Genomic DNA, 26276 nt, shown 5'->3' with positions numbered 1-26276 from the left:
TCTGGGCGCATGTCCCACGCCCGGACCGCAGGTCCCGCATGCCCCGAGGAGATCAACCACGCCATCCGCAGCTTCCTGGCCGCGCGCAGCAGCCGCGCGCTGACCGGTGACGAGCGGCGGGAGTACGCCCGCCTGCGGACCGAGTGGCTCGCGGCCACCCGGGGGCGGGGCCGGTACTGCACGGCGGCGTGACGGCGGGTGTGAGCGTGGGGATGGCCCGTGGGTGTGAGCGTTGGTGCGGGTGTGACGAGCGAGGCTTCTTGCCGGTGTGGGGCCGCAGGAGCGGTACGGCCGCTGTGCCGGCCCGCCTGCCCCGCTTGATGAGGATTTGATGAGCTTCTCCTGAACTCTGCGCGGATCATGGGCCGTTTGTCAGTGGCCCCCCTTAGCCTGTCGGCATGTCCCTGGTCCCCTCCCGTCAGCCCTCTCTGCAGTCCGTCCACCAGTCCTCCCGTCAGTCCTCCCACCAGCCCTCACTGCAGCCCGCCCACCAGTCCGTCCGCCGGCAGCCGTGTGCCGAGGAGATCAACCGCGCCATCCGCGCCTTCCTGACCGAGCGCCGGGGACGCGCGCTCACCACCACCGAGCGGCGGGAGTACGAGCAGCTGCGCGCGGAGTGGCTGGCCGCCGGTCCGCTGCGGTGGCGGCGCGGGCGCTGAGCCGGGTGCGGGCCGGCCTTCGCGGTCGTGGATCGCCCGTGTGACCTCGCCGGCGCGACAGCCGCCGTCGGGGATGTGACTCTGGAACCGGTGCCTGGGAGTCGGCGGGGCCGGCACGCGGCGGCCTCCTCCCCAGAGCTCTCCTCCCGCCCCGGCAACGCGACGCGCGGCGGGAGACGTGCGGCGAGAGGAGCCGGAAGGCGATGGCCGATCCCAGTGAGAAGAACCCGGTAGGGCGGGCTTATCTCGGCGACGTATTCATGCGTCATCCCCTGACGACGGAGAACCAGGAGGAGCTCGAAATCCCCCGGAAGGCACGGGCCATTCTGGAGCGGAACCTGTCCAGGCTGAAGAGGAAGCCCAAAGACGGGGACAAGGAGATCTGCCCGGTCGGGTTCTCCCTGAACGACGTGCGCTATGAGGGGTTTCCCGCCGGGGAGGACACGGCACGCCGGCGCGGGTGGCGTGCTTACCTCAATCTGGGTGTGCCGCTCATCGAGGAGGAGTGCGGCATCGAGCAGCCTCCTCCCGACGTGCTCTCCAAGCAGACGTACGTCAACGCCACCGACCCCGTCCAGTTCACCGCGACGGACACGGTCGAGTTCTCGATCTCGAACACCATCAGCTGGTCGCTGCAGGGGACGTTGCAGCTCACGTTCGGAGCGAAGACCTCCGCGGCGGTGCAGACGCAGTTGCAGAAGAGCATGGCGCTGAACAAGTCCATGAAGACCACGCTGAAGAACAGCAAGGACAACATCGGCGTCGACAACGAGTCCCAGACCCAGGCGACGAGTACGACGACGGCGTCGGGTTCGGCGACGGGTACCGGGGAACTGTCGGCGCAGTTGATGCTCGGCATCACCGCCTCGGTCAGCGGCTCGCTGACCACCGCCTGGAAGCACACCTCGTCGGTCACCGTGCCGGTGGGCAGTCGCGTGGACGTCATGGCCACGACGCGGCGGCAGATCAGACGTTTCTCATACGACATCCCGGTCACCTTCGGCGGCCTGGTCGCCCTGTATTACGAGCAACCGGTGCCGGTCAAATGCACTCCGCCGCAGGGCGGGAGCGAGTATTGCCACGTCATCGCGTGGCCGCTCGGCGAAGTCGCCGACGGGAACGACAACTTCGACATGTCCGACCCGGGGAAGAGGTTCATGCAGAAGGGGGTGGCGGAAGTCGTCGCCGTGAAGGTCGGGGAGCATCGGGTCTTCCAGCCCGAGGAGATCAATATGGCGGATCAGAAGCAGCCTCTCTGAAAGCTTCCGGCAAGACCCGGAAGAGAAGAGGGGCCTCTGCGCGTGCCGAGCCGGTCAGGAGGACGGGCATGTCTTTTGGAAACGTCTTCGACAAGGGCGGGGACCAGCACGATTCCGCCGAGCAGTCCACCGAAAAGCTCCGGAAGAACACCCCCGGAGCCGAGGGCGTCTCCAAGGACGCGGGCGACCTCGAAAAGGAACGCGACCCGTGGCTGGTGCGCCAGACGGCGCACGGGGCGTTCGGCGCGATGGAGTTCCTGAGCGGGCTTTTCCGGAATGCCAAGGAGGTGTCCGCTGCACAGCGCAAGGTCTCCGAAGACCCCCAGTCGGTGTCCCGCACGGCGTCGTCGAGCATGAAGGCGTGCGGCCCGCCGAAGGCGGAGATCAGCGACAAGGACATGCCGAAGATGGACGTCCTGTCGGATCTCATCGACGACAGGGCGGCTTACTCCCTGGTCACGACGGGCCTGGGGTCGTCGGAGGGCCTCGCGGTGGACCCGGCGCGGAACACGGCGTACGTCGCCGACCGGGCCGGCCACAAGCTGTCCGCGGTGGACCTCGCCACCGGCGCCCAGCGCGTGATCGCGAAGGATCTCGGGGACGTCGGCGACGTGAAGGTGGACGGGAAGGGCCGTGCCTACGTCACCGACTACGCCGGCGCGCGGCTGCTGGTGGTGAACCTGTCCGACGGTTCGTTCACCGTGCACACCGGCGTCACCGGCGCGTACGGCGTGGCACTGGCCGGGCAGGACAAGGCGTACGTCGCCGACTACACCGAGGGGCACTTGACCGAGGTGGACTTGGGCGGCAAGAACACCCGCCCGGCCGTGACGGACCTGGGGGGCGGCATCAACTGCGTCGCACTGGACGGGAAGGGCAAGGCGTACGTCGGCAACACCTCCGGCACCCTGCAGGAGGCCGCCTTGGCCGACGGCAAGCACCACGTCCTGACCGAGCTGCCCGGGGCCAACGCCGTGCGCGTGGAACTCGACGGCGCCGGCAGGGCCTACGTCCTCGCTCCCCAGCAGCAGCTCGGGCGCCTCTACGAGATCACGCTCGCCGACGGAGGGCAGCGCGTGGTGGCCTCGGGACTCCAGTCCTGCATGGGCCTCGCGCTGGACACCGCCGACGGCCAGATCTACGTCAGCAACCAGCAGGGCCAGTTGTGGCGGATCACCAAGTGCGCGACCGAGGCTCCGGGCGGCGTCGGCAAGGTGCTTCCGCCGCCCGGGACGTGAGCGCCTTCACGCGGCCGTCCCCGCTCCCGCCGGCGCGTACACCCACGCCTCCGCGCCGGAGGCGAGCGGCACCGGCGTGCGCTCGTAGTCGTCCGCCGCGGCCGGTTCCGCCTCCGTGAGCAGCGGCGCGGTGCCCTCGACCGTGTCGGCGGGGTCGCCCGTCGGCCGGAGGATCGGGTGGTGGGCGGAGCCGCTGAGCGCGATGACGTGCGGGTCGGTGATTTCCAGGTGTCCTCGGGCGTGACATGTGTCGCGCCTCGGGTGTGACCTCGGGTGTGACGTGTGGTGTGCCTCGGGTGCGACGTGAGATGTGCCTCGCGGGGTACGTACGGCTCAGGACGGTGCCTTCCCCCGGCTCGTCCGGCCGCCCCTCTTCAGGAGTCCGCCCGTGGCAGAACCCGCCCTCCCCGCCGAGCTGATCGCCGTCCGGCACGGCCAGAGCACGGCCAACGTGCTCTTCGACCGGGCCCGCGCCACCGGCACGCCCGCCGTGCTGCCGCCCGGCGCCGACCCCCTCGTACCGCTGACCCCGCTCGGCCGGGAGCAGGCCGCCGGACTCGGCCGGTGGCTGGCCGGGGCGGCCCCGGACGCCGTCGTCGTCTCCCCGTACGTCCGGGCCCGGCAGACGTGGGAGGCGATGGCGGAAACGGCCGGACGGCTCGGCTGCCGGCCGCCCCTGCCTCCGCCCATCCTCGACGAGCGGCTGTGCGACCGGCGGATGGGCGTCTTCGAGGGGCACGACGCGAACGCGATCCGCGACCGCGACCCCGGCGAGGTCCTGCGCCGCGAACGGGCCGGCGAGTGGACGTACCGGCCGCCCGGCGGCGAGTCGCTGCCCGACGTCGCCGACCGCGTCCGCGCCCTGCTGCGCGACCCCGCCGCCGTCCCGCCCGGCCGGCGGGTGCTGCTCGTGGCGCACGACGCGGTCGTCGTGGCGCTGCGCCACGTACTCGGCGGCGAGACGCCGGATCAGCTGTGGCCGGTGCCGAACGCCTCCGTCTCGCGGTGGGTCGCCGACGGTGGCGGGGGGTTGCGGCGGGTGGAGTTCGGGGTGCGTCCGGCCGTCTGAGCGGGGGCGGTCGTGCTCGGCTCGGCGTCCCCTGCTCGGGGCGGCGGTCATGCTCGGCTCGGCTTCCTCCGCTCGGGGCGGCGGCCCTCGGGGTGACGGCCCCCGCTTCGGCCCGGCGTTCCCTGCCCGGGTGGGAGACCCCACCCGGGGCGGCAGTCCCCGCTTCGGCTCAGCGGATCCGCTCGGCTCGGCGTTGCGCGCTCAACTCGGCGGTCCCCGCTTCGGCTCAGCGGACCCGCTCAGCTCGGCGTTCCCCGCTCGACTCGGCGTACCCCGCTCCGCTCAGCGTTCCACGCGCCCGCACAGCGCGTCGTCCGCCAGTTTGCGCGCGGCCTTGTTGAGGCGGACGAGATCGGGGGCGGCGCCGTTGGTGGTGATGGAGACCGCGACGGAGCGGCGGCCGTCCGGGGTCACGCCGGTGCGGGTGTACGAGCCGAAGCCGTCGCCCTCGTGGTGCCAGTAGCCGCCGCCGCAGGTGAGCGGGGTCCAGCGCACGCCCAGCCCGTACCCGCCGTCCGGCCACTGCGCGAGGTCGTCCGCGTCGCCGGTCCTGGCCACCGTCCGCCGCATCTCGCGGAGTTGGGCGGGCGGCAGCAACTTTCCGCCGGCCAGGGCGCGGAAGAAGGTACGGAGGTCGGCGGTGGTGCTGACCACTCCCGAGTCGGCCGTGTGCTGGATGCTGTGATCGGTGACGTCCGTCAGTCTGCCGTCGGGGGTGCGGAGGACGACGCGGGCGTGCGGGCCGGGGAGGTACGGGTTGGCGCCCGGCACGGAGGTGTCGCGCAGGCCCAGCGGGGCGATGACGCGGTGCTCCACCTGCTCGCGCCAGCCCATGCCGCCCGCCTTCTCGGCGATCATGCCGGCGAGGAGGTAGTTGGTGTTGGAGTAGGCCCAGCGCGGGTGCGCGTGGTCCGGTGTGAACAGTGGCCGGTGGCGCATGGCGACGGCCACCCACTCCTCGGCGGACGTCGCGTTGTAGCGGACCTTGTCGAAGCCCTCGCCGAGGGCCCGGCCGAGCTCCGGGTCCCTGACGTAGTCGAACAGGCCGCTCGTCTGCCGGAGCAGGTCGCGGACGGTGATCCGCGAACCGTCGTTGCCCTGGCCCTTGACGACGCCGGGGAGCCACTTCTCGACGGTGTCGTCGAGTGACAGCTTGCCCTCGGCGACCAGTTGGAGGACGACGACGGAGGTGAACGTCTTCGTGGTGCTCGCGATCCGGAAGCGGGCGTCCCAGGGCGTCGGTGCCGAGCCGCCGCCCGCGCGCGACCGGGCCACGCCGCGGCCCGTGTCCACCTCGGCGAGCACCCGGACGTCCCCGCCCGCCGACCGGAGGGCACGGACGTCCGCGTCCAGCGTGCCGCCGTTCGCCGTACGGCTGTTGGTGGCCGCCTGCGTCGGGGTGGCCGGGGTGAAACCCGTCAGCAGGGCCGCCACCGCGGCGACCGCCCCGCCGGCCAGGACGGCCCTACCGCTCCGACGGCTCGGTCGCCGATCGCGTCCGCGCACCCGCATGATCCGTTCTCCTCGCACTCGCGTCGTTTCGTCGCACTGATCTCATCACCGGGGCCTGGGGCGGGCCATGGGTCTGGACACCGGGGGCGGGGTGTACCTGGCACCACCCCGCCCGGCGGAGGTGCGATTGCGGACATGCGGGTGCGACGCCTGGGGTACGGGTGACCTCGGCCGTACCCGTGACCCCGTACGTCCCACAGCTGTTGGTTGCACGAGAAAAGGCCGGCGGGGGCACCGGCGGAAGGGGAGGGGACCGGCATGGCCAGGCGCATCACCGGATCGGACCGGGTGATCATGGCGCGTTTCACGGCCCAGTGGCCGGACGCCCGGTGTGTGCTGGCGTACGCCAGGCACGAGTCGATGGCGGTGGTGGCCACCGTGCCGGTGCCGGGGACGTCACCGGCTGCGGCCTCGCTGTGGGAACTCGCGGCGCGCAACCTGCCGTCCAACCCCTCCAACGAGGCCGATTCCTACGGGAGATGGCTGCTCGGCGCGGGCTGGAGCATGAGCGTCATGCCGCCGGCCGTCGGACTCGTCGTACACGGCGAGCCCTGGACGCTGGACGTCGCGCGGAGCGCCGTCCTCAAGGAACCGGCGTACGGGTCGGACGGGGTGCATGTGGGGCGATTGACGTTCGAGAGGGCCGAGGTGATGGAGCAGGCGGAGCGGCTGTTGCTTGGATAAGCGCGGCGGGTGGTGGGAGTCGGGTGGTGGGCGGTCGGTTTGGGGTGGCGGGTGGCGGGCGGTGGCGGTGAGGACGTCCGCCACCGCCCGCCCGGTCCGGCCCGCCGGGGGACCGCCGTACCCCGGACGGGCGCGGACGCTTCAGGGGCTGCCGCTCCTCAACGGGCTTCGGTTACGGGGTCGTTGACGTGAAGGCATGAGGCGTGCTCCTCGTCGCCGGGCGCGTGCGTCCGCCCGGGTGAGGAAGGACTGCCCGCCGCCGGGCGTTCCCATCCGGGAATCCGCCCGGACTCACCCGGGTGGCCTCAGGCGGAGAGGTGCCGGTGCTCCTGCGGTGCTCCGGTGGGTGACAGCCGGACGGCCGGCGCGCGGAGGACGGCGTGGGGCGGGGGAGCGGCGGGGGACGCGGGAGGCGTGTGATCCACAGGGGGAGTGGGGGAGGGGAGCTGCGAGGCGGCGTACGCCTCCGGCGGCCGGATCTCGCCACGCCGCTCGCGCCAGGCGCGGTACGCCGTGCTGCCGCGCGCCAACTCCTCGTAGGCGTGCGCGACATCCTCGAACAGCGCGTCGACCTCGGTGATGGGCAGCGCGCCCGTCCGTGACACCAGGGACAGCCGGGCCGTGAGGGGGTCCCCGAGGAGCGGGCGGACGACCGTGCCATCGGTCGGTTCGGCGGTGGGCTGGCAGAGGCGGACGGCCTCGCCGGACGCGACGAGGTCGGCGGCGGTGGCGGTGTCACGGACCTGGAGCAGCCGGGGGTTGAGGCCGGCCGTCGAGAGGGCGCGGCGGAGGGCGGCGCAGTCGTGGTCGGCGGTCGGGTCGATGATCCACGAGTCGTCGGCGAGTGCGGACAGCGGCACGCACCCGAGCGCCGCGCCGGGGTGTCCGGCGGCCAGCGCGACGAACCGGGGCTCGCAGTCGACGAAGACGCGTCGTTCCAGGCCGGGCGGGAGGTGGAGCGGGAAACCGGCCGGCTCCTGGACGAGGGCGACGTCGAGCTGGTTGGTGGCGAGCAGCTGGATCAGGGCGGCCGACGAGACCTCTATGTGGATCGTGGTGTCCGTGCCCGGGAGCCGGCGGTGGACGCGGCGCAGCCACGCGGCCACGGTCGGGCCGCCGACGCTGCCGAGGCGCAGACAGAGGCCGCCCATGCCGCAGGCGGCGTCCCGCGCGGCCATCACCAGGGCGGTCATCTCGGCCACGATCGGGCGGGCGCGGGACAGTACGGAGTGGCCGAGGGGCGTGGGGCGGCTGCCCGTCTGCCCGCGGGTGAACAGCACCCCGCCGATCGCTCCCTCGATGCGCCTGAGCTGGGTGGTGAGCGAGGGCTGGGTCATGCCCAGCTGTAATGCGGCCTTCCGTACGCTTCCGGTGTCGGCTATGGCGCACAGTGCACGGAGGTGCCTGACCTCAAGCTCCACGGTCCGGAGCATAACCGTGCCCCCTTGGCCACACCAGGCACATTCTCGGGCAGGTGTGTGAGCCGCTCGTCAACCGCGCGTCGGTGTATGGACGGTGGTGCGTTGCGGGGCGGGTGAGGTGAGTGGTGCGGAAGTGGTTGGTGTTGCGTCGGGGGCTGAAGCGGAACGGTGCAGTCGGGTCGGTCCATGGCGTGCCGGACGGGGTGGTGGGCGGCCGGGGTGATTGGCCGGAGCTATCGCGGATTGGCATCATCCCGGCCGCCGACGGCTCGGCAGACACTCTGCGGGACCAGACACTTCACCGGTTCGTCACCCGGACGTGCGTCCCACCCGCACGGCCCGTGGCGGCGGACCGCAGGAAATGGAGTCCCCCACATGAACCACTCCATGCAGCGTTCCCTGAAGCGCTCCACGCGGCGCTCCGCCCTGGTCGCCGCGGCGGCCCTCGGTCTCGCCGTCGCCGCCACCACCGCGGCCGTTCCGGCGACCGCGGCCACCACGGCGTCCCAGACGGCCCAGGTGTCCCAGAAGTCCCAGACGGTCCCGTCGGGGCAGGCGGGGCAGGCGGGGCAGGGCATGACGAGATCGTCGTACGTCGGCTCGGCTCAGGAAGAGGCCAACAACAAGGCGTTCTTCGAGGCGGTCATGAAGTCGGCGAAGGCCAAGCAGGCGGCGTCGCCCGGGCTGCGCACGGTCACGGTGACGTACGACGCGAGCCAGGCGCCCAGCTTCGCCGACGAGATAGCGCAGAGCGCCCAGATATGGAACGGCTCCGTCCGGAACGTCCGCCTCCAGGCGGGCTACAACGCGGACTTCCAGTACTACGAGGGCGACGACTCGCGCGGCTCGTACGCGAGCACCGACGGCCACGGTCGCGGGTACGTCTTCCTCGACTACCAGCAGAACCAGCAGTACGACTCGGTGCGCGTCACCGCTCACGAGACCGGCCACGTCCTCGGCCTGCCGGACCACTACTCGGGCCCGTGCAGCGAACTGATGTCCGGCGGCGGCCCCGGCCCGTCCTGCACCAACCGCTACCCGAACGCCAACGAGCGCGGCCGGGTGGACTCGCTGTGGCGCAACGGGCTGACCGCGTTCGACAAGCAGGGCGCGCTGAAGAAGATCTACTGAGCCGGAGCTGATCCACTGATGGGCCGGCGGGCCGGCGGATGGCCGTGTGCGGCCCGGCCCTTGAGGGGCGCTTCCGCCTTGGCGGGCGCCTCTGCCCCCAGGGGCAGGCCCTGACGGGCGACGTGGAACGCCGAACGGCCCGGCCCCCGGGGTGAGTGGGGACCGGGCCGTCCGGCGTTCGGTCGATGCGGGGTGTGGCACTCCGGTCGTCAGCCGGCCTCCGCCGCTGCCGCCTCCGGCTCGTGCGGGCGGCGGACGAGGAACGCCGCGCCCGCGCCGGCGAGGAACAGGGCGAGGACGGACACGGCCGTGCCGATCCACGTCGCGCCGAGCCACTGTCCCCCGAAGTACCCCAGGAACACGCTGTACAGCGCCCAGGTCACGCCCGCGAGGGCGGACCAGGGCAGGAACTCCCGGACCCTGCGGTGCATGACGCCCGCGCCCAGGCTGACCACGGAGCGGCCGGCCGGGGCGAACCGGGCGAGGACGACGAGCGCGCCGCCGCCGCGCAGCAGCGCGGTGCCGAGCCGTTCCTGGGCGGCCGTGAGGCGGCGCGAGCGGGCGATGGCGCGGTCGAAGCGGTCACCGCCGCGCCAGGCGACGCGGTACGCGACCAGGTCGCCGACCACCGACGCCGTCGCGGCGCACGCCACCAGGGCGAACATCTCCGGAAGCGCCGTGTGGCCGTGGGTGCCCACGGCGGAGCCGGCCGCCGCGGTGGCCGCGGTGATCACGAGCACCCCGCTCGGCAGCACCGGCAAGAAGACGTCCAGTAGCACCGATAGGGCGACGATCACGTATATCCATGGGGTGTCGGCCAACGCCCCCAGCTGATCCAGCACGTCCGATCTCCTGTTACGGTCCCCCGCCGCGATGTCGCAGGGGAGCGGCAGGAGCGGCCTTCACAACCGTACAGAGTACGCCTGGGACTCCTGAGGCAAGTGAAGGGGGGCGCGCGATGTAGTACGTATCACGCGCCCCCAATCGGGTCTACCGGGGTCCCGTTAGGGCCTGTGAGAGCCCTCGGTACGGCCTTCGGGGGCCCCGGTACGGCCTTCGGGGGGCTCGCGGCCGTGTCCCCAAGGGGCCGGCGGCGGTGCCGTCAGGGGGGCGTGTCCGCGCCGTCGGGGTCGTGCGGCCGTGCCGTCAAGGTCGTGCGGCCATGCCGCCAGGGTTGTGCGGCCGTGCGCCGGGGGCTTGCGCGGCCGCGCCCCCGGGGGAACCGGGAGACCGTTCAGCGACGGGAGTACAGCCGGCTGACGGCGAGGGCGCCCGGGCCCGTGAAGACCAGCAGGAGGAAGGCCCAGCAGAACATCGCCGCGGCCTCGCCGCCGTTCTGGATGGGCCAGAGCGCGACCTTCTGGTGCATGTCGAAGTAGGCGAACGCCATGGAACCGGAGGCGATCAGCGCCGCGCCGCGGGTGCCGATGCCGAGCATCACCAGGACGCCGCAGACGAGCTGGATGACGGCCGCGTACCAGCCGGGCCAGGTGCCGGCCTCAATGGTGCCGCCGTGCGTGCCGGCCGCGCCGCCGAGGACGCCGAAGAGGGAGGCCGCGCCGTGGCAGGCGAACAGCAGGCCGACGACGATCCGGAACAGCGAGAGGACGTACGGCCGGGCCGCGTCCAGGCGCTCCGTGAGCGGTGCGGAGCCGCGGGACGCGGGGGCCGAGCGGGGGGCGGCCTGAGTGGGTGTGGGGGGCATGGGACTGCTCCTCGTGTCGGGGGACGGATACGACGAGAGGTCCAAAGGTTAGGTACCCCTAACGATACTTGCAAGTTCAAGTTCTTCTTTCGCTTCGAGCGCCTCCGGTCGTGCGCCGGGCGCCCCGGCGGTTCGCCGGTGTCGTCCGGCGGCCGGTCGTGCGGTCCCCCTGATGACAGCGTGCGACTTCCGGCGCGCCACGAAAAGTGGAACGCGTGCTCGACCCGGCCGGCCCGGCCATCCGCGGCCCGTCCCACCCGCCTCTGCGGAATCGGGGGACGACGGCAGCCGCTCCCGTCCCGTACCCTGAGAGGAGCAGAAGGGGAGTAGCTCTTCGCCGGAACGTCGACATACTGCCGGGCCCAGGCCCGGCCGGCGCCCGGAGGCCGTACCCGCAAGGGTGTCGGCCAGCGAGACCTTCGGCCGCAGTGTCCATGACGCTGCCGTGCCGAAGCGACCCCTGAATCCCTCGAATCCCCCAGGGCCCAGGGCAGGACCCTTCCGGTGCGGCAGCCCCACCGAAGAGGAAACCTGTGATCAGCCTCACCGTCACCGCTCTGGTCTTCGGCGTGATCTTCCTGGCCGAGCTGCCGGACAAGACCGCCCTGGCCTCGCTCATGCTCGGCACCCGCTACCGCGCCTCGTACGTCTTCGCGGGCGTCGCGGCCGCCTTCGTCGTCCACGTCGCCCTGGCCATCGCCGCGGGCAGCCTGCTCACCCTCCTCCCGCACCGCCTGCTCCAGGCGATCGTCGGCGCGGCCTTCCTGATCGGCGCGGCGATGCTGCTGTTCCAGAAGGAGGAGGACGACGAGGAGGTCAGGAAGCCCGCCGACCAGTCCTTCTGGAAGGTGTCGGGCGCCGGCTTCATGCTCATCCTCGTCGCCGAGTTCGGCGACCTCACCCAGATCATGACCGCCAACCTCGCGGCCCGCTACGACGACCCGGTCTCGGTCGGCCTCGGCGCGGTCCTGGGCCTGTGGGCCGTGGCGGGCCTGGGCATCGTGGGCGGCCGGACCCTGATGCGGTACGTGCCCCTGACGCTGATCACCCGCATCGCGGCGCTGGTCATGCTGGCGCTGGCCGGTTTCAGCCTGTACGAGGCGGCGGTGGGCTAGGGCTCCCCCCTGGCGCATCCGCTCCTGACGCACCCGCCCCCGACCCACACCCGCCCTTCACGGCCGCCGCTCGGCGCTCCAGCGGTTCGCTTCCCGTACCCGCCTGAGCAGGTCCGCGCGGCGGTCGGCGGTGGGGTCGGTGGGGTGGCTGTGAGGTGTGATCGTCATGGTGCCCCGGCAGCGGGCGGTCGCCCCGAACAGCCTCGTCGGCGCCGGGAGTTCCAGGGCGAGGGCGAGCGCCCGGTAGTCGTCCACCCTGCGCGTCCCGCACGCGCCGCAGGTCCGCATGCCGCCTGTCGTCGTCCAACCCCAGGCCGGGTGTTGACACTTGGCGGGCGGCGTCAGGAACGGGGTGCCGCTCATGCGGGCGCCGAGAGGGAGTGGTCCGATTGCCGGGCGGCTCCGCGACACCGTTCCCGGACGCCTTCGAGGTGCCACCGGGTGCCTTCGAGGTGCCAAGAGAAAGGCGCCGCACCGGAATTGAGCCCGGCGGAACGCGCTTGAAGGGGGACTTCTGTTCCGAAGGTCTTTTCACGCACGCGCGGACCCCTTGTCCAGATGCTTCGGGACGCCCGGAGGGCATCTCTAGAGACGAAATCAGTGAAGCGCTTCCCTCTAGAGATGTCAATCGCCGCCCCTTGGGGCGGAAAGTGGGCAAAATTCTCTTTCCCGAAGCCGCCGGGCCCGGCCCTCTACGCTGTCCGGTGAAGAAAGAGGTGATCACCCCATGGCCGATCAGGGCGCCCGCCGCCTGCCCAAGTACCAGCGCATCGCCGCCGCGCTGCGACAGGCCATCCAGGACGGCGAATACGGGCCGGGTGACCGGCTGCCGGGCGAGAACGACCTGATGGCCGCTTATCAGGTCGCGCGCATGACGGCACGGCAGGCCCTCGGAGTCCTGCAGACCGAGGGCATCGTGGAAGCCCGGAAGGGCGCGGGAGTCTTCGTCCGCTCGTTCCGTCCGATCCGGCGGAGGGGCATTCCGCGTCTCAGCTCCGCGAGGTGGGGATCGGGCCGGTCCATATGGTCCGGAGATATCGAGGACCGCACGCTCGTCGTCGACCGGCTCGAGGTCGCGCAGCGCCCGGCTCCCGGACCCGTGGCCGAACAACTGGGGGTGCCGGAGGGTGAGCCCGTCCGCGTCCGCAGTCGCCGGTATGTCCTTGACGGCAAGCCGGTGCTTTTCTCGGTCTCGTATCTTCCGGCGGAACTGGTGGCCGGCACCTCCGTCGAGAGCGAGGACACCGGGCCCGGTGGCACGTATGCCCGCCTCGCGGAACTCGGCCACCGCCCGGTCAGGTTCCGGGAAGAGATTCGCAGCCGTATGCCCTCCGGCGAGGAGGCGGAAAGCCTCGATCTCGCCCCCGGTACGCCGGTGGTCCTGATCTGCCGTACCGCGTTCACGGGGGAGGGGAGAGCCGTCGAGGTCAACGAGATGACGCTCGATTCCGCCTCGTACGTCCTCGAGTACGAATTCGAAGGGTAAGGCCGGCTTCGCGGTGGGCGCGGGCCGCGCCGTGGGCGCGCCCTCCCCGTCGCCGCCCTCGGTCACCCGCACGGCCTCACGCGGGAGGGCGAGTGCGCCACCTCCCCGTGCGGGCCGGCCGGTCCGGCGACATCGAGATTCTCTGCACCCGGTGGGTCAAGGAATCCTGCGACCGTACCGCCCTGCCCGGACCTCTGCGATTCTTTGGTGCGACACGAGGGGAGCGCTTATGGCTGCCGGTTTCGGCCTGGTCGTCCGGTTCACCTTGCGCGGCGCGGAGGCCGCGGAGGGCTTCGACACGCTGGTCGCGCGGACGGTCCAGAACATCCGAAGGCATGAACCCGGGACTCTGGTGTACGCGACGCATCGCGTGCCGGACGAGCCCCACGTGCGGGTCTTCTACGAGCTGTACGCCGACCGCGCCGCGTTCGACGACCATGAACGGCAGCCGCACGTGCGGCACTTCCTCGCCGAACGCGAGAAATACGTCATCGGCACCGACGTCACCTTTCTGGAGCGCCTCGACGGAGAACGCGCCGGCGGGCACGGCGGGGCATGAGCGGAACGGTGACCGGCGTGGGGCGCGGGGTCCGCGGGCATCGCGGGGATTCGGAAGAACGCGACAGGGAACGGCGGGCGTTCGACGCCCGCGTCGCGGGACGGCGGGCCCGGCGCGGGTTGCCGCAAAGGAGCCGGCGGCTTTCCTCGGCCGCAGCACGAGCCGGCTCTCGCGGGTCGAGCGGGGGGTCCAGCCGGTCAACCGGATCGGCGTACTGAACGGGCCGGCCGGCCGACGGACTCAACGTGTCCGTCGTCGAGTTGCGCCCGGACGTGCCCCGGCCGCGGAGCCGACGGAGGGGTCCGGGGGGCGACCTCCCGGCCGCCCGCCGGGGCACGGAACGCGCCCGGGCGGAACGGGCGGGGGCGGCGGGCTGAGCGACTTACCGGACGACCTCCTCGGCGTCGGCCTGCGAGCCCGGCACGCGGTGTGCGGCGGCGCGCGGCCGGTCGCGCCGGGCTTCGAACGTCTCGGCCGGGAGGCCGGGCGGGCGGTCGGTCACGGCTTTCGCTGCTGACGGAGCGAGATCCGGTTGCCGTCCGGGTCCACCGCCTCGACGCGGACCCCGAACGGGTAGTCCTCGGGTGCGTCCCCCTCGAAGACGACGCCGCGGCGGCGCATGGCCTCGAAGTCCTCGCGCAGGTCGTCGGATTCGAGGATCAGCGGACCGGGCGCGGGGGGTTCGTCCCTCTCGCCGGGCTGTCCCGCGGCCGGCGCGTACGACCACAGGACGATCTGCACCGGGCTGTCGGGAACGCCGACGGTCAGGAAGCGTCCGTCGGGTCCGGAGAAGTCGATCCGCTTCTCCAGGCCGAGCCCGTCGGTGTAGAAGGCCAGGGCGCGGTCCTGGTCGGTGACGTAGACCGTCACGTACATGAGGCTGGTCAGCATCGTCTTCTCGATTCGCTCGCCGGTGAGACGGCCGTTCGCATGCCGGTCGTCGCCCCTATGACGAGTGCCGTGCGGAGAAGGTGACAGGGCCGGTCGGCGAGGGAGCGGGTGGCCGTTCCCTGTGACGCTATATTTCGCAGCGCGATATATGCTCCTCCGCATGACACGACAGAAGTCGTCCCTGACCGAGCCGCAGTACTTCATCCTGGCAGCGCTCATGGACGGACCCCTGCACGGCTACGGCATCATCAAGGCCGCCGAGCAGGCCACGGGCGGGCGCCTCCGGATCGCCGTCGGCACGCTTTACGGCGCGCTGGACCGGCTGGAGCGGGCCGGGCTGGTGGACCCCGGTGAAGAGGAGATCGTGGACGGGCGGGCGAGGCGCTACTACCGGCTCACGGAGGACGGCACCGAGGCGCTCGGCCGGGAGGCGCTGCGGATGCAGCAGGCGGCGGCGCTCGTCATAGGGCGCTCGCGGAACGCCGGGACGGCCCCGGCGTGAACCGTCTGCTGCTCGCCGCCTTCCCGAAGTCCTACCGCTCCCGGCAGGGGGAGGAACTGCTGGCCTGCCTGTCCGAGGCGTACCCCGGACGTTCCTGGCCCCGCCGCGGGAGGCCGTCGCCCTGGTGCGCGCCGGGGCGCAGGCCCGCGCCCGCGCCGTCGTCGACGACACGGGCCGGCCGTGGTGGGTGGACGGCGTCCACCTGAGCGCCCTCGTCCTCGCCGCGCTGGCCCTGGTTCCGTACCTGCAGGACGTGTGGCACTGGGCGCTGCGCGTCGACCCCGGCCGGCACGCCATCGCCTTCCGGTTCTCCGGCTGGTACCCGTGGGCGCGGGGTTCCGGTACGCGCACGCGGATGCTGCCCTACGGGCTGCTGCCGCTGGTCTGCCTGGTCGCCCTGCTGCGCGGCAGGCGGTGGGTCGCGCTGCCGGCCGCGGCGGCCATGGTCCTCGCCGGTGCCACGTACACCAGCACGACGCTCTTCGGCGACGAGGGCAAGGCGGGGCTGGGCTATTACGGGCTGGGGGCTCCCATCACGGCCCGCGACCTGGTGCTGTCCGGGACGCTGTGCGCCGCGTGTGCCGTACTGGCCGCGTGCCGCGGTACCGGCCGGCTGCGGAGGCACTCGTACCGGTGGCTGATCCCCGTGGTGCTCGCCATGTTCACGGCCGGGGGCCTGCACGTCCTCCCGGTCAGTCCGTCCTTCCAGCGCGGCCTGTTCGTCCTCGAGGTCGCCGGGCTGTTCGCCGCATGGGTGGCGACATCCGCCACCGGCGACCGCCGCTGGCTGATCCCCGTCGCGGCCTTCGCGTTCGTCCGCACACAGGCGATCGTCGGCCGGCCGGACGGTTTCCTGCGGTCCCTGCCGGACCTGGTCGTCCTGGTCCTCCTCGTCGCCCCCCTTCCGGCCCTGGCGATCACCGCCCGGCACCGGCGGGACCGGGCGCTCGCCGGGTAGGGGCGGGGGAGCGGGCGGGGGTCACACCGCGCCGGAGGGGATCACACCGCGCCGTTCCCGCAAGCGTGCCGTTCCCGCAAGCGTGGCGTTACCGCAACCGCGCCGTCCGCTCGCCCCCGCCGGCCACTCCACCCCGCCGTCCCGCCCTGCCTCGCCGTCCCGCTCCACCCTCGCCGCCCCCTCAGTCGCGCCGTTTCCCCACCGCGCCGTCCGCTCCACCGCGCCGTCCCCGCACCGCGCCGTCCCCTCATGAAGGCGGAGAAAACCATGCCCCGGTACGACCGTTCGTCCCTGCCCGTGCTGTGCCTCCTGGGTTTCCCGGTGGTCTATCTGCTCGCCGTTTGCACGCCGTTCGGGCAGCGGGCGGAGAACGCGCTGATGCGCGGGGACGGCGGTGCGGAACCGGCGTGGATCTACGACTGGTCGGGCGCGGCCTACGGCTCGTCGGCCCTGCCGCCCCTGGAGCACACCGCGATGCCCACCCTGCTCGTGGGCCTCGTGGTCATCGCGGCCGTCACCGTGGCGCGCAGGTGCTGGTGGCGCGGGGTCGCGGCGGCCGGTGTGGTCGGGGCCGCGGTCGGCGGCAAGGAGTTCGCCAGGATGCTGCTGCCCCGGCCGGACCTGGTGGGCGCCCCGGGGGTGCTCGGCGAGGGCAGCTTCCCCAGCGGGCACGTGGCCGTTCCCGTCGGGCTGGTCCTCGGTGCGGTCCTCGTCAGCGCGCCCCGCTTCCGTACCCACGTCACCGCGGCCGGCATGCTTTGGCTGGCCGTCACCGCCGGCGCCGTCCAGGCGACTTACCATCACCGGCCCAGCGACGTAATCGGCTCCACGCTGCTGGCCTGCGCCTGCTACGGCGTCGCGGCCCGGGCGCTGCCGCGTGACGAGGCGCCGGGCACTGCCCTGCCGGGCGGCACACGGCGTTCCCGTGCGTCGCGGACGGCCGCCATGGCGCTGTCGGCGGCCGGCGCGCTCGTCGCCGGCGCGCGGGACGACGGCCTCGCGCCCTCGCTGGTCTTCGCGGCGGCGGCCTTCCTGTGCTCGGTGCTGGTCTGGTGCGTCGGCGGGGTGGACGGCCGGGCCGGTGCGGGACCGGGGCGGCGCGGTGAGACGCGGATCACTCGCGGAGCCGTCACAGCGCGGCGGGCTGCCCCGTCCGAGAGGTGACAGCGAAACAGCGACGCGACCCGGGAGTCCACATGAACGCGCGTCTGAACCTCTTCGGCGACCCGCAGACCGCCGAGATCGTGAAGCACCTCGTCGCGGCGGGCAAGGTCGTGACGGATTCGGGGCTGCCGACCGCGACGCAGGAGCTGGTGAAGATCCGCGCCAGCCAGATCAACGGCTGCGGTTTCTGCCTCGACATGCACGTCAAGGAGGCCGTCCACGCGGGCGAGTCCGCGAACCGGCTCCACATGGTCGCGGCCTGGCGGGAGGCGACGGTATTCACCGACGCCGAGCGGGCCGCCCTGGAACTGGCGGAGCAGGGCACCCGCATCGCCGACGGGGCCGGCGGGGTCCCCGACGAGGTGTGGGCGAACGCCGCCGGGCACTACGACGAGCGGCAGCTCGCCGGTCTGGTGTTCCTCATCGGGCTCATCAACGCCTTCAATCGCATGAACGTCATGGTCCGGCAGCCCGCCGGCGACTATCGGCCCGGGCAGTTCGCCTGACCGGTCGGACCGGTTCGCCTTACCGCCCGTCCGGTTCACCTGACCGCCTGTCCGGTTCACCTGACCGGCCCGTCCGGTTCGTCGGAGCCGGTCGGGCCGGGCGGGCGCGTCAGCGGTCGCCTTCGGCGGTGAGGTGGAGGGTCATGCCGCCGTCCTCCGCGGCCTCCACGCGGACCTCCGTGAGGTCCAGGACGTGTGCGTCGGGAGCGTGGGCCGCCGCGCGGGGGCCCACGCCGACCACGCGCATGCCGGCCGCGCGGCCGGCCGCGATGCCGGCGCCCGAGTCCTCGAAGACGACGCACTCGTGCGGGGCGAAGCCCAGTTCGGCGGCGGCCTTGAGGAATCCCTCGGGGTCGGGCTTGCTGGCACCGACGCACTCGGCGGTGACGCGGACGGCGGGCATCGGCAGCCCGGCGGCGGCCATGCGGGCCTCGGCGAGGGGCCGGTCCGCGGAGGTGACGAGGGCGTGCGGGAGCCCGGCGAGGGCGCTCATGAACGCGGGCGCGCCGGCGACGGGGACCACGCCGTCCATGTCGGCGGTCTCGGCCGCCAGCATGCGCCGGTTGTCCTCGTGGTTGAGCTCCATGGGACGGTCGGGCAGCAGGACGGCCATGGTGGCCCAGCCCTGGCGGCCGTGGACCACCTTCAGGGCCTCGTCCGCGTCCAGCCCGTGCTCCTCGGCCCAGCGGCGCCAGCAGCGCTCGACGACCACGTCGGAGTTGACGATGGTGCCGTCCATGTCGAGGAGTACGGCCTTGATCGCACCAATGGACTCGGACCTGGGCATGCTGTGCTCCTGCGGGGGTGGGGCGGGCGTCACCGGGCTCGCTCCCGGGCGAGCGGCTCCGCTTTGTTCCTCCACGATACAAAACGGTGAGGGACGCGCCAAGGGCGCGTCTCATTCGCGTCCGTGTCCGCTCAGGCGTGCGCGTTCCGGCGCTCCCGGTCGAGGTGCGTCGAGGTGCGGTGGAGGCCCGTGGTCCACGGCCGGGCGGACCGCACGCGCCCGCCTACGAGTCCCGGTGATGGGGAAAGTCGCTGGTCGCGAGGTGCGGGCTGTGTTTCCATGCCGCGATGGAGAGCGAGAGTGCGTCCGGCGTGAAAGTTTCCGCGCGTGTTCGGCGGCGGGAGGACCGTGACCTCGGTGCCTGCGTCCGGGTGTTGGCGGAGACCCATGAACGCGATGGATATCCGGTGAACTGGCCCGAGTCTCCCGCGGCTTGGCTGACACCGGCGTCGCTTGTCGCCTCGTGGGTGGCGGAGTCGGACGGACGTGTCGTCGGGCATGTCGGTCTGTCCCGGAGTGGCGCGGGGGACGCGGCGCCCGCAGTGTGGAGCGCCCGCACGGGGGTGGGCGTCGACGCGACCGCCGTGGTCGGCCGGCTGTTCGTCGCTCCGTCGGCACGCGGGCGAGGGACCGGCGCGCTGCTGATGGCGCGGGCGGTCGCGGAAGCGCGGGAACGCGGTGTGCATCCGGTGCTCGACGTGGTGGCTTCCGACGTGGCGGCCGCGGCGCTGTACGAGCGGCTCGGCTGGCGGTTGCTCGCCACGGTCGAACAGGAGTGGGGGCCGGGGCGGAAGGTGGCCGTTCGGTGTTACGCGGCGGGGAGTTGACGGCGGGGGCCATCGCGCGTGTCGCGCGCGGGCACCCTTCGCGCGCACCCCCGCCGGTTGGTGGCCCTTACATCGTTCGTGTGGCTGACCTCCCGTCACGTGGTACGTCCCGTAAGGGCCTTGCCTTCCTTCCTCGGGGCGATGCCCGTCCCCTGAGGGCTTTCTACCGTGGCGGACATGACGAGGAATTCCGCACGCCGTTCCGTACAACGCCCCTCTACCGCGCAACGCCCCCTTCGCGACCGGCGCGTCCACAGGAGCGCGGTCACCGCCGCGGCCCTGCTCGGCGCGCTCGCCGCCTCCTGGATACCCGCCGGCGCCGTCGCCACCGCGGCCCCGGCCGTCACTGCGGCCCCGGCCACCACCGGTGCCCAAGCCGCTCACGCCACCCGCGCCCCTCAAGCCACCCGGGCCGGAGCCGTCGCCGGGCCCGAGGTGCCCGCCCCCACCGTCCGGCAGGCGATCGGGGAGAAGGTCCTCCGCCTCGTCGACGAGGCCCGGACGGACCCCTGGAAGCCGTCCGCCGGGAAGCGCGAGCTGATGGTCTCGGTCTGGTACCCGGCGCGGTCCGGCCGGGGTGCCACGGCGCCGTACGTCTCGCCGGCGCTCTCCGAGGCGCTGTACGGCAACGCCAAGTTGAGCACCGTGCGCACCCACGCCGTCGTCGACGCCGCGCCGGCGGCGGGTGGGGCCCGGCCGCTCGTCGTGCTCTCGCCGGGGTTCGGGCAGAGCCGGGCGTCTCTCACCTCCGTCGCCGAGGAACTGGCGAGCCACGGCTATGTGGTGGCCGGGGTGGACCACACCTACGAGACCGCCGTCGAGTTCCCGGGCGGGCGGATCGAGCAGTGCGCCGTCTGCGGGCCGGAGCGGCGTGACAACGCGGAGGTGGTGCGCAACCGCGCCAAGGACCTCCGCTTCGTCCTCGACCGGCTCACCTCCGGCTCCCCGGCCGTGTCCGGCCTGCGGGTCGACCGCGCCCGGATCGGTGTCGCCGGGCATTCCATCGGCGGCGCGAGCGCCGTCGAGGCGGCCGGGCAGGACGCGCGGGTGGCCGCCGTCGCCGACATGGACGGTGACTTCTTCACCGAGCCGCCCGCCGGCGGCGTCAAGAAGCCGGTGCTGCTGCTCGGCGCGGCCCGCGCCGGTGACCTCGGCGGGCCCATGGACACCTGGAGCCCCGCCTGGAAGGGCCTGACCGGCTGGAAGCGCTGGCTGGACGTCGGCAAGGGCGGCCATATGACCTTCACGGACATGCACTGGCTCGCGGATCGGGTCGGTCTGCCGGAGGGGGTGCCTCCGGAGGACGCGGCGGGTGCGTTCGGCACGCTCACCAGCGACCGCGCCAACGCGCTGACCCGCGCGTACCTCGTCGCCTTCTTCGACAGGCAGCTGCGCGACGCGCCCGGGAAGCTGCTCGACGGCCCGTCGGCGGAGTTCCCGGAGGTGGCGTTCCTGAAGCGGGAGGAGGGCGGCCCCGCCCGCAACAACTCGTAAGAAGAATTCGTAAGGCGTAGCCCTCGGGAGCGCGAGTGAGCGCGGAGCGGTGCGAAGGAGCGGGGAGGGGACGCCGAGGCGCGAGAGAACAAGCGGTTCCGCCCGCCGGTCAGGGAGTGCGGGCGGAACCACTTTGTTTCCCAAAGATACAAAAAGTCCTGCCCTTCGCGCCAACGCCCCAGGTCAGCCGGGTCGTGAGGGGTCCGTTGGGTCGCCGTGACGGCCTAGCCCGGCGGGCCCCGGGCGGCCATCCGGACGACGATGGGAAGGCGACGCGCCGGAACCGGTTCGCACCACGGAACCCGTCCGCACCCCGGACCCCGTCCCCGAGGAGGCGCTGCCATGTCCCAGGAGACCCCGGGCACCCCGAACACCCCGGGCACCCCGGGTGCACCGGACACCTCGGGCGCCGCCGTGCCCGCGTCCGTCCCGGCCGATGCGGCTGCCGCCGCGGCCACGGCGACCGCCCCCGCCCCCGGCGACGAGCACCCCGCCCGTACCGTCCGGCTCGCGATCGGGGCCCTGCTGCTGGGCATGCTCCTCGCGGCGCTCGACCAGACGATCGTGTCCACCGCCCTGCCCACCATCGTCAGCGACCTCGGCGGCCTGGAGCACCTGTCGTGGGTGGTCACCGCCTACATGCTCGCCTCGACGGCGGCCACCCCGCTCTGGGGCAAGCTCGGCGACCAGTACGGCCGGAAAAAGCTCTTCCAGACCGCCATCGTGATCTTCCTGATCGGCTCGGTGCTGTGCGGCATCGCCCGAAACATGCCCGAGCTGATCGCCTTCCGGGCCGTCCAGGGCCTGGGCGGCGGCGGCCTCATGGTGCTGTCGATGGCGATCGTCGGCGACATCGTCCCGCCGCGCGAACGCGGCCGCTACCAGGGTCTGTTCGGGGCGGTCTTCGGCGGGACGAGCGTGCTCGGCCCGCTGCTCGGCGGACTCTTCGTCGACCACCTCAGCTGGCGCTGGGTGTTCTACATCAACGTCCCCGTGGGCATCGTCGCGCTCGCTGTCATCGCGGCCGTCCTGCACATCCCCGTCCGCCGCACCCCGCACCGCATCGACTACCTCGGCACCTTCCTCATCGCGGGCGTGGCCACCTGCCTGGTCCTGATGACCTCGCTGGGCGGCGTCAGCTACCCCTGGTCGTCCTGGCAGATCATCGGGCTCGGGGCACTCGGCGTGGCGCTGCTGGTGCCGTTCGTCCTCGTCGAACGGCGGGCCGCCGAACCCGTGCTGCCCCTGGGGCTGTTCCGGAACCACACCTTCACCCTCTGCTCGGTGATCGGCTTCGTCGTCGGCTTCGCGATGTTCGGGTCGATGACCTACCTGCCGACGTTCCTCCAGGTCGTGCACGGCGTCACGCCCACGCTCTCCGGCGTCCACATGCTGCCCATGGTCGCCGGCATGCTGATCTCGTCCACCGCCTCCGGGCAGATCGTCAGCCGCACCGGCCGCTACAAGGTCTTCCCGATCGCCGGCACCGCCGTGATGTGCGTCGGGCTGCTGCTCCTGCACCAGTTCCGGCCCGCCACCAGCACCACCGTGATGAGCGTCTGCTTCTTCGTGTTCGGCTTCGGGCTCGGCCTGGTGATGCAGGTGCTCGTGCTCATCGTGCAGAACTCCGTCGCCTACGAGAACCTCGGCGTCGCCACCTCCGGCGCCACCTTCTTCCGGTCCATCGGCGCGTCGTTCGGCGTCTCCGTCTTCGGCACGATCTTCAGCAACAAGCTCGCCCCCCGCGTCACCGACGCCCTCGCCGGCGTCCCGCTGCCGCCCGGGCTCAACCCCGGCACGCTCACCGCCGACCCGCGCGCCGTCGACCGGCTGCCCGCCGCCGCCAAGGGCGGCGTCCTCGCCGCGTACTCCGACTCCATCACCGACGTCTTCCTCTACGCCGTCCCCGCCGGGATCGCCGCCTTCGTCCTCGCCTGGTTCCTGCGCGAGGAGCCGCTGCGCGCCGGGGTCACCGCCCCCGACCACAGCGAGGTCGTCTCCAGCAACCCCGTCGAACGCTCCTCGCACGACGAGGTCGCCCGCGCCCTGTCGGTGCTCGGCAGCCGCGAGGGCCAGAAGCGGATCTACGAGCGCATCACCGAACGCGCCGGCCTCGACCTGCACCCCGCCGCGAGCTGGCTGCTGCTGCGCACCCGGCGGCACGGGTACGCCGAGCCGGCCGCCCTCGCCGAACGCGTCGACGTCCCGCTGCGCGTCGTCACCGACGCCGTCCGGCAGCTCGAATCGGGCCGCCTCGTACGCCGCGAGGGGCTCCGGATCTTCCTCACCGACGCGGGCCGGGACCAGGCCGACCTGCTGTTCCGGGTACGGGAGGAGTCACTCGCGGAACTGCTCGGCGACTGGTGGACGCCGGACCGGCCGACGGACCTCGACGCGCTCGTCCGCGAGCTGTGCGGCGAGCTGTGCGGATCGGACGCCGAGCAGCCGCACGACGGGAAGCACCGGCACGACCTGGCCGATCACCGGCTCCCGTGAGGCGCGCCGGTGCCGTCGTCCCGGTACCGCCGCTCCGGTACCGCCGCTTCGGTACTGCCGCGCCGGCACCGCCGCGCCGGCCGTCCGGCGCCTTGCCCGGCCACACCTCCGTGTAAGGGCCGTGTACATACGGCTCGACGGCGGTGTAACCGTGCGGGGCGTACAGCGCCCGGGCCTCGGCCGGGTCGCGGCGCGTCTCCGGCACCGGCCGGGCGACGTCAGGGTGCACCCGTACGGGCGAGGCTCGCCCCGGCGTGCGGGCCTCGCCCCCCGTTCCGCACGCTTCCCACCCTCCTCCCGCGCCCCACTCCGGCGTCCCGCCGCCCGAAATGGCCGGGCTTGCGGGCAACCCGCCCCCTAAGGGGACGCATTCCGGCCACGTTCGGCGTCTTTGAGGTGACCTGGGGGCGACCTGCGGCTGTTCGGCAGGACTCAGTAAGGTCTCAAAGAGCCGGACGAGGGTGACCGAGCCGGGCGACCGGAGGAGCGGCAAGGCGTGGTGGAAGCAGAGCGGAGCGGGGCGGGCGACCCGCCGCGGGCGGGTTCGCGGACCGTCGTGGCGCTGGGAGCCCTCTGGCTGATCGCCGGGGTCCTGGCCGTGCGCCAGGCGGCGGTGGTGCTGCGGAGACCACCCGACCGCCGGTTCACGGACCTGGCCACGTGGATAGGGGAGCACGGCGTCCTGCGGACGCGCGGTTCGTTCTACGAGGACGACCGGTTCACCGGGACCCCGGTCGGCGGCCTGGTGCTCAGACCGCTGACCAACGCGGCGGAGCGCAGCCTCGGCATCGGCTGGACGTTCGCGACGCTGCTGCTCGTCGTCGCCGTCGCGCTGCTCGCCGCCCGCGCGCTCCCCGGGCCGCTCTCCCGTCGTACCGCCCTGCTGGCCGCCCCCGTCGCGGTGAGCCTCACCGTGCTGTCGCTGCCGGTCCGCAGCACCTTCAACCTCGGCCAGACCAGCATCATCCCCGTCCTGCTCGTCCTCCTGGCCTGCTGCGTACCGCGGTTGGCACAGGGGTCCGGGCGGGCGAGCGGCGTCCTCGTCGGCGTCGCGGCGGCGCTGCAGCCGGCCGTCCTCCTCTTCGCCCCGCTGCTGTGGCTGACCGGCCGCCGCCGCGCGGCCGTCACCGCCGGTGCGACGTTCGCCGCGGCCACCGCCCTGGCGTGGGCGGTGGCGCCCGACGACTCCTGGACGTACTGGATCCACCACATCGCCGGCGCCGGCCTCGGCGACAAGCCCGACGGGCTGACCAACCAGTCGCTGCACGGCCTGCTGCTCCGCCTCGGCCTGCGCGGGCCGGGGGAGATCGCGCTGTACGGGGTGCTGGCCGTCGCCGTCGCCGTGCTCGGCCTGCGCCGGGCCGCGCACTACGCGCGGGACGGGCAGCCGCTGCTCGCCACGGCCATCACCGGCTGCGTCGCGGTCGCCGTGTCGCCCACCGCCTGGCAGCACCAGCAGCTGTGGATCCTGCTGGCCATCGCCGGGCGCGTCGGCAAGCGGCGCGCGGACCGGATGGTGTGGCCCGTCCTCGTCGTGCTCGTCATGACGCTGAACCACACGATCATCGTCCCGGACAACCCCGTCCTCGTCCCGATCGGCGACAACGCGCCGCTGCTCGCCGCGCTCGCCGCGGCCTGCGCCGTGCCGTTCCTCACCCGCACATCACCGATGTGGGACCGGCCCGCGCCGACGCCGGTCGCCGAGCCGCAGCGCGGCCGGTTCGCGTGGGTGCCGCTGCTGAGGTTCTGGAAGCGGCCGCTCAACCGGCCCAATCTGCTGCTGGAGTTGATGCTGATACGGGTGGGCTACTTCGTCTACTCGTACATCCGCGCCAGCGCGCCCGACGAGCGGGGCCTCGCGGAGTCGCACGGCCGGCAGATCATCGGTGCCGAGGAGTTCCTGCACATCGACTTCGAGCATGGCTTCAACCACTTCGTGGCGGGCATCGGCTGGCTCAAGGACACCATGAACTACTACTACGGCACCTTCCACTTCCTGGTGCCGCTGTCCCTGCTGGCCTTCCTGTACGTACGCCGCCCGGCCACCTACCGGTGGGCGCGCACGGCCCTGGCCCTGGCCACTCTGCTGGCGCTGGTCGGCTTCTGGGCGTACCCGCTGGCACCGCCGCGCCTGATGCCGGGCCGCGGCTTCATCGACACGGCGAACGGCCCGCAGGACCTGTCCAACCCCGACTTCGGCGCGCTCACCGACCTGTCCAACCAGTACGCGGCGATGCCCTCGCTGCACATCGGCTGGTCGCTGTGGTGCGGTGTCATGATCGCGGTCGTGGCGCCGAAGGTGTGGATGAAGGCGCTGGGGATGGTCTACCCGATGATGACCTTCCTGGTGATCATCGGCACGGCCAACCACTACGTCCTCGACGCGTGCGGCGGCGCGCTGGTGGTGGCCAGCGGCTTCGGCATCCAGTACGCGCTGACCGGGCCGGGCCGCACCGCGCTCGCCCGGATCCCGGCGGCGCGCAGGGGGGACGACGCCGAGACCGCCGGAGCGGCGCCGCCCGCGCGGGTCGGCGGCTGACGGGCGCGGCTGAGGCGGGTCGGGGCGGGGTTTGGGGCTGTGCTCGGCCGGGGGCCGGCCTCGGCCCGGGGACGGCTGCGGCCGGCCTGGCCGTTGTCGGCCACGGCCGTCGCCGGTCCTGGCCGTTGCCGATCCCGGCCGTTCCTGGGGCCGCCGGGTGACGTGCCGGGTGACGTAGACGTCCGACGGCCGCCAGCGCGCCCGGTTCAGGCCGGACGATGCTGGCGGCATGACGACATCTCCGGCGGTTTCGCCCTCATCCCCCTCGTCGCCC

24 protein-coding genes and 1 pseudogene are annotated in these 26276 nt (G+C 72.9%); 18 read left to right on the top strand and 7 right to left on the bottom strand.

From position 1 onward, the window contains the following. Positions 1–9 precede the first annotated feature (9 nt). The 5 genes from ACQEVS_RS10635 (at position 10) to ACQEVS_RS10615 (ending at position 4225) form a co-directional block, all read left to right on the top strand. Positions 10–192, top strand: coding sequence for a hypothetical protein (locus ACQEVS_RS10635; RefSeq protein WP_433018505.1), 183 nt, complete (start codon positions 10–12; stop codon positions 190–192). Positions 193–398: 206 nt separating this feature from the next. Beyond that, complete coding sequence (locus ACQEVS_RS10630) at positions 399–659, top strand: hypothetical protein (RefSeq protein ID WP_433018502.1); 261 nt, start codon at positions 399–401, stop codon at positions 657–659. Between the two features lie 203 nt (positions 660–862). Then, positions 863–1918: a gluconolaconase gene (locus ACQEVS_RS10625; RefSeq protein WP_433018499.1), complete on the top strand. Its 1056-nt coding sequence runs from the start codon at positions 863–865 to the stop codon at positions 1916–1918. 68 nt (positions 1919–1986) lie between these two features. Then, the gene (locus ACQEVS_RS10620; protein ID WP_433018496.1) at positions 1987–3156 is read left to right on the top strand and encodes a hypothetical protein; all 1170 of its coding nucleotides are present in this window, start codon (positions 1987–1989) and stop codon (positions 3154–3156) included. Between the two features lie 388 nt (positions 3157–3544). Further along, positions 3545–4225 carry a histidine phosphatase family protein gene (locus tag ACQEVS_RS10615; protein ID WP_433018493.1) on the top strand — a complete coding sequence of 227 codons (681 nt, stop codon included), beginning with the start codon at positions 3545–3547 and terminating at the stop codon, positions 4223–4225. Positions 4226–4507: 282 nt separating this feature from the next. Here ACQEVS_RS10615 and ACQEVS_RS10610 read toward each other — a convergent pair whose 3' ends face one another. Continuing rightward, complete coding sequence (locus tag ACQEVS_RS10610) at positions 4508–5737, bottom strand: serine hydrolase domain-containing protein (RefSeq protein WP_433018490.1); 1230 nt, start codon at positions 5735–5737, stop codon at positions 4508–4510. A gap of 258 nt (positions 5738–5995) precedes the next feature. Between ACQEVS_RS10610 and ACQEVS_RS10605 the strand changes: the two genes are divergently transcribed. Next, on the top strand, positions 5996–6421 hold the full coding sequence (locus tag ACQEVS_RS10605) for a hypothetical protein (protein ID WP_433018487.1): 426 nt from the start codon (positions 5996–5998) through the stop codon (positions 6419–6421). Positions 6422–6726: 305 nt separating this feature from the next. Here the strand turns inward: ACQEVS_RS10605 and ACQEVS_RS10600 are convergent, their stop codons facing one another. Continuing rightward, positions 6727–7854 (bottom strand): LysR family transcriptional regulator, encoded by a 1128-nt coding sequence (locus ACQEVS_RS10600; protein ID WP_433018484.1) that lies wholly within the window; start codon positions 7852–7854, stop codon positions 6727–6729. Between the two features lie 363 nt (positions 7855–8217). Here ACQEVS_RS10600 and snpA point away from each other — a divergent pair, with 363 nt between their 5' ends. Then, complete coding sequence (gene snpA / locus ACQEVS_RS10595; RefSeq protein ID WP_433018481.1) at positions 8218–8973, top strand: snapalysin; 756 nt, start codon at positions 8218–8220, stop codon at positions 8971–8973. A gap of 209 nt (positions 8974–9182) precedes the next feature. Here snpA and ACQEVS_RS10590 read toward each other — a convergent pair whose 3' ends face one another. Then, entirely contained in the window at positions 9183–9815 is a 633-nt protein-coding gene (locus ACQEVS_RS10590; protein WP_433018478.1) for a DedA family protein, read from the bottom strand. A 392-nt stretch (positions 9816–10207) separates the two neighbouring features. Continuing rightward, positions 10208–10678: a DoxX family protein gene (locus ACQEVS_RS10585; RefSeq protein WP_433018475.1), complete on the bottom strand. Its 471-nt coding sequence runs from the start codon at positions 10676–10678 to the stop codon at positions 10208–10210. A gap of 533 nt (positions 10679–11211) precedes the next feature. On the opposite strand from ACQEVS_RS10585, the gene ACQEVS_RS10580 reads away from it, so the two are divergent. After that, positions 11212–11793 (top strand): TMEM165/GDT1 family protein, encoded by a 582-nt coding sequence (locus ACQEVS_RS10580; protein ID WP_433018472.1) that lies wholly within the window; start codon positions 11212–11214, stop codon positions 11791–11793. Between the two features lie 57 nt (positions 11794–11850). Here the strand turns inward: ACQEVS_RS10580 and ACQEVS_RS10575 are convergent, their stop codons facing one another. Further along, on the bottom strand, positions 11851–12156 hold the full coding sequence (locus ACQEVS_RS10575) for a DUF6255 family natural product biosynthesis protein (protein WP_433018470.1): 306 nt from the start codon (positions 12154–12156) through the stop codon (positions 11851–11853). A 364-nt stretch (positions 12157–12520) separates the two neighbouring features. Between ACQEVS_RS10575 and ACQEVS_RS10570 the strand changes: the two genes are divergently transcribed. Then, positions 12521–13279: a GntR family transcriptional regulator gene (locus ACQEVS_RS10570; RefSeq protein WP_433018467.1), complete on the top strand. Its 759-nt coding sequence runs from the start codon at positions 12521–12523 to the stop codon at positions 13277–13279. Positions 13280–13508: 229 nt separating this feature from the next. After that, a complete protein-coding gene (locus tag ACQEVS_RS10565; RefSeq protein ID WP_433018464.1) occupies positions 13509–13838 on the top strand; it encodes a putative quinol monooxygenase in 330 nt (109 codons plus the stop codon). Between the two features lie 498 nt (positions 13839–14336). Here ACQEVS_RS10565 and ACQEVS_RS10560 read toward each other — a convergent pair whose 3' ends face one another. Continuing rightward, the gene (locus ACQEVS_RS10560) at positions 14337–14729 is read right to left on the bottom strand and encodes a VOC family protein (RefSeq protein WP_433018461.1); all 393 of its coding nucleotides are present in this window, start codon (positions 14727–14729) and stop codon (positions 14337–14339) included. A gap of 160 nt (positions 14730–14889) precedes the next feature. On the opposite strand from ACQEVS_RS10560, the gene ACQEVS_RS10555 reads away from it, so the two are divergent. The 4 genes and pseudogenes from ACQEVS_RS10555 (at position 14890) to ACQEVS_RS10540 (ending at position 17859) form a co-directional block, all read left to right on the top strand. After that, a complete protein-coding gene (locus ACQEVS_RS10555; RefSeq protein ID WP_433018458.1) occupies positions 14890–15231 on the top strand; it encodes a PadR family transcriptional regulator in 342 nt (113 codons plus the stop codon). Next, positions 15228–16189: pseudogene (locus ACQEVS_RS10550) on the top strand (hypothetical protein). The gene ACQEVS_RS10555 and the pseudogene ACQEVS_RS10550 overlap by 4 nt, the downstream one beginning before the upstream one ends. Before the next feature lie 267 nt (positions 16190–16456). Further along, a complete protein-coding gene (locus ACQEVS_RS10545; protein WP_433018455.1) occupies positions 16457–17353 on the top strand; it encodes a phosphatase PAP2 family protein in 897 nt (298 codons plus the stop codon). A gap of 32 nt (positions 17354–17385) precedes the next feature. Beyond that, positions 17386–17859: a carboxymuconolactone decarboxylase family protein gene (locus ACQEVS_RS10540; protein ID WP_433018452.1), complete on the top strand. Its 474-nt coding sequence runs from the start codon at positions 17386–17388 to the stop codon at positions 17857–17859. A 109-nt stretch (positions 17860–17968) separates the two neighbouring features. Here ACQEVS_RS10540 and ACQEVS_RS10535 read toward each other — a convergent pair whose 3' ends face one another. Continuing rightward, on the bottom strand, positions 17969–18646 hold the full coding sequence (locus ACQEVS_RS10535) for an HAD-IA family hydrolase (protein ID WP_433018449.1): 678 nt from the start codon (positions 18644–18646) through the stop codon (positions 17969–17971). Positions 18647–18933: 287 nt separating this feature from the next. Between ACQEVS_RS10535 and ACQEVS_RS10530 the strand changes: the two genes are divergently transcribed. The 4 genes from ACQEVS_RS10530 (at position 18934) to ACQEVS_RS10515 (ending at position 26002) form a co-directional block, all read left to right on the top strand. Beyond that, positions 18934–19473: a GNAT family N-acetyltransferase gene (locus ACQEVS_RS10530; protein ID WP_433018446.1), complete on the top strand. Its 540-nt coding sequence runs from the start codon at positions 18934–18936 to the stop codon at positions 19471–19473. A gap of 177 nt (positions 19474–19650) precedes the next feature. Beyond that, positions 19651–20967 carry an alpha/beta hydrolase family protein gene (locus tag ACQEVS_RS10525; RefSeq protein ID WP_433018443.1) on the top strand — a complete coding sequence of 439 codons (1317 nt, stop codon included), beginning with the start codon at positions 19651–19653 and terminating at the stop codon, positions 20965–20967. 342 nt (positions 20968–21309) lie between these two features. Beyond that, on the top strand, positions 21310–23463 hold the full coding sequence (locus ACQEVS_RS10520; protein WP_433018440.1) for an MFS transporter: 2154 nt from the start codon (positions 21310–21312) through the stop codon (positions 23461–23463). Between the two features lie 496 nt (positions 23464–23959). Further along, on the top strand, positions 23960–26002 hold the full coding sequence (locus ACQEVS_RS10515) for a phosphatase PAP2 family protein (protein WP_433018437.1): 2043 nt from the start codon (positions 23960–23962) through the stop codon (positions 26000–26002). The last annotated feature ends 274 nt before the right edge of the window (positions 26003–26276 follow it).

The sequence above is a fragment of the Streptomyces sp. CA-181903 genome (assembly GCF_050937075.1).
Classification (GTDB): Bacteria; Actinomycetota; Actinomycetes; order Streptomycetales; family Streptomycetaceae; genus Streptomyces.
This window is presented reverse-complemented; position numbering and strand designations above follow the sequence as displayed.